Annotated in this window: 4 protein-coding genes; all 4 read left to right on the top strand. The window is 55.2% G+C overall.

The window, feature by feature from the left end:
• Positions 1-631: hypothetical protein (locus AC1D12_RS30560; protein WP_477844984.1), on the top strand; the 631-nt coding region annotated here is incomplete at its 5' end.
• Positions 632-638: 7 nt separating this feature from the next.
• Entirely contained in the window at positions 639-1,385 is a 747-nt protein-coding gene (locus tag AC1D12_RS30555) for a hypothetical protein (RefSeq protein WP_477844983.1), read from the top strand.
• Between the two features lie 51 nt (positions 1,386-1,436).
• Positions 1,437-2,375: a hypothetical protein gene (locus AC1D12_RS30550; protein ID WP_477844982.1), complete on the top strand. Its 939-nt coding sequence runs from the start codon at positions 1,437-1,439 to the stop codon at positions 2,373-2,375.
• 2 nt (positions 2,376-2,377) lie between these two features.
• Positions 2,378-2,620: hypothetical protein (locus tag AC1D12_RS30545; RefSeq protein ID WP_477844981.1), on the top strand; the 243-nt coding region annotated here is incomplete at its 3' end.

The following is a 2,620-nucleotide window of genomic DNA, read 5'->3' as shown; positions in this document are numbered from 1 at the left end:
TGTGGGTGTCTGCATGAGGACGTCTACGCCACCTCCTTCGTTTGAGGAAACAAAACCCCCGGTCGAGGCGCCTCCAACCATTCCAATGTTTTCGCTTCGAGGTGCCTTGAGCCCGTTGCTCATGGTTCCCTTGGCGCTGCCGTTGCTCATCATTCTGTTCGCATCGATCACGATTCTTGACTCGTGGCCTTTGGCGTCGCAATTCACCGATTGGGTTCAGCGCATGGTGCCGTTCATGAACATGAAGGCGCACGCGAACTCGACGGCGTATCCGCAGGTGGCATTGCTGACACAGAGCTTGACGGTGGTGGTGATCCCAATCATGTCGTTGGTCTGGTTATGGCAAACGATGATGAACTATACGCAGCTACTCGCGAGGCGTCTTGCATTTGGGCGACTATCAATGAAGCAACATGCCATCGTTGCTCTCGTGGCGCCGCCGCTTTTTCTCGGTGCTGTGTACTTCTTCATCGCTATTCCAGGAGATCCATCTTTTGGGAAGGGATTCACCACCCACAGTCGTATCGGATTCGCCTTCTTGACTCTGTGCCTGACCTACACCACTAGCGCCATTCTCGGAGGGCAGGTTCTCTGCCTGCGGCTTTTCTTCGACACCTACCTCAGAAAGTAAGCCTGAAATGCCCTCGACCGAATACACCTTCGTTGCGACTTTCAACAGAAAGCTCAATGACCCTGATATCTTTGACTTCGTTGGCGCTCCGGTCGCCGGGGCGGACTCCTTCTTCGCCGAACTCGGCAAGATCGCCAGGCAGTTGCAAGACAAAACACTCATGGCTGCTGATGCGGCAGCCGTCCGAGCCAAGCTGCAGACATTTGCAGATGGAATCAATAAACTCAACGAGCGAATCACAAAAAGCGGTGTAGGACCCGGCAGCGCGCAAGACGCAAAATTCGCGAAGTACTTCAAATCTTCGCAAAACGCCATCAACTTGTCGATGCAACGGGTCGCGCACGCTGCAGATGAAATCGCGGCTTGCAACTCGGCATCCATCCAGAAGTTTTCATCCAGCGTATCGGCTTTCCTTAAAAAGATTGGGGCTGTTCTGGGGATGATCCAGATCGGCAAGGAGTTCTACGACAACAGGTTTACAGACGTTGGCATCGATAAAGCGGAGGAGAAGTCGTTGGGCGTCAACCTGGAGATCCTCAGCCTGCTCGCCAGCGCCGCCATCAGCGGGCGCGGTAACGCGCCAGGCCAGATTCGCGCGCCAGCGGCGAGCAACAACAAAGCGTCGCTGACCTCTGGAAATGCGAACTTTGTGAGCACTCAAGCTGACGCCTTCGTCGAGCAATACAGGCTAGTTGATCAGCTGCCTAGGCAACCTGACCGATTCGTCGAGAAAGTTCTCAGTGCAAAGGCGTGATCCTGGAGTGCCTCCTCCACGCCCAACAGAAAATAAATTTAAAGAAAGAGCATGAATACTGGTACGCCGCTTGACCTGACACCGTTTGGCTCAGTGCTGCAAGGTCTTGGAATTTTCTACTGGCTGTTGGCCATTGCAGCAAGTGGGGTCGCGCTATGGTGGCCCAAACAGCGGTGGCTCAAGCTACTTTGCGCGGTTGTTGTCCTGGCGGCATTCGTGTATCCGGTGGCAATCCACGCAGACAAGCGGCTGCAGCAGCAAGACGAAGCGAAGGCGCGTTTGGATAGGGCGATGGCGCAATTTGAGATGCGGTGCAAAGGCGCGGGCGAGAAGATCAATCGCACCATTGAGGGCGTCGACGGCATCGTGTGGATGAAGTGGCGACCCAAAGAGGCAAACGACAGCGATCAGTTCAAGCTCAATGACCCGTACGGCCATGATTGCCATGGGGAGGATTGCATCAAGAGACTACTGCGTGTGACCAGAGGTGCCGAACTTGACCCGAATGATGCCAAGCAGCACACGGAGGGTTTCCGTTTTGTCGAGACGACGGATCCAAACGATGGCATGACGTATCGCTACATCGGCGTCATCAAGACGATACGTCATCGCACAGCCGAGCAAATTAAGCAATATAAGGAGAATACTTCTGGTCGCGACCCAGGGCCTGACGTCTATGGATTTGTCCTGGAGCGAGAGCGCATCGAAAAATTCTCTGTTCGCTACGGCGTCACCTGGGATGACATCTCAACTCCAGAGGACCGGAAGCAATGGGTCGCGGGTAGCTCCCTTCGAGTAGTCGATCTGCAGACCAATGAGGTCATTGCAGAACGGGTTGGCTATTTGATTGACAAGGGGCTGGGAAGTCAGGCCGGATTCAGAGCGCCCTGGCTCATTGCACGAGGGTGGGCCTGCCCCATCATCAACTCAGAGAAGACGACGTGGGCATTCACCATGAAGGCCCTTCTGCCAAGCAAGCAGGGAGCCTAAGCGTGAACAACAACGTTTCGACCTACCTGAAGTACGCCAATCTGCAGATGGCGGCCGAGTCACTGTTCGACATGGGTCCGACAGATTCGGCGGGAAAAACAGCGGGCTCCGAGAGCATGTCGGTAGCTGAGCTTGGCATAGGGAGCCGACACTCGAGCCGCTTCGCAACCGTCGCGGCACAACAGTTCATTGACGACGGATGGCAAGTCGTCGAACACAAGTCCAACTCCCCAACGGGCTTGTAC

The organism is Rhizobacter sp. P1_G5 (genome assembly GCF_056405435.1).
This window is presented reverse-complemented; position numbering and strand designations above follow the sequence as displayed.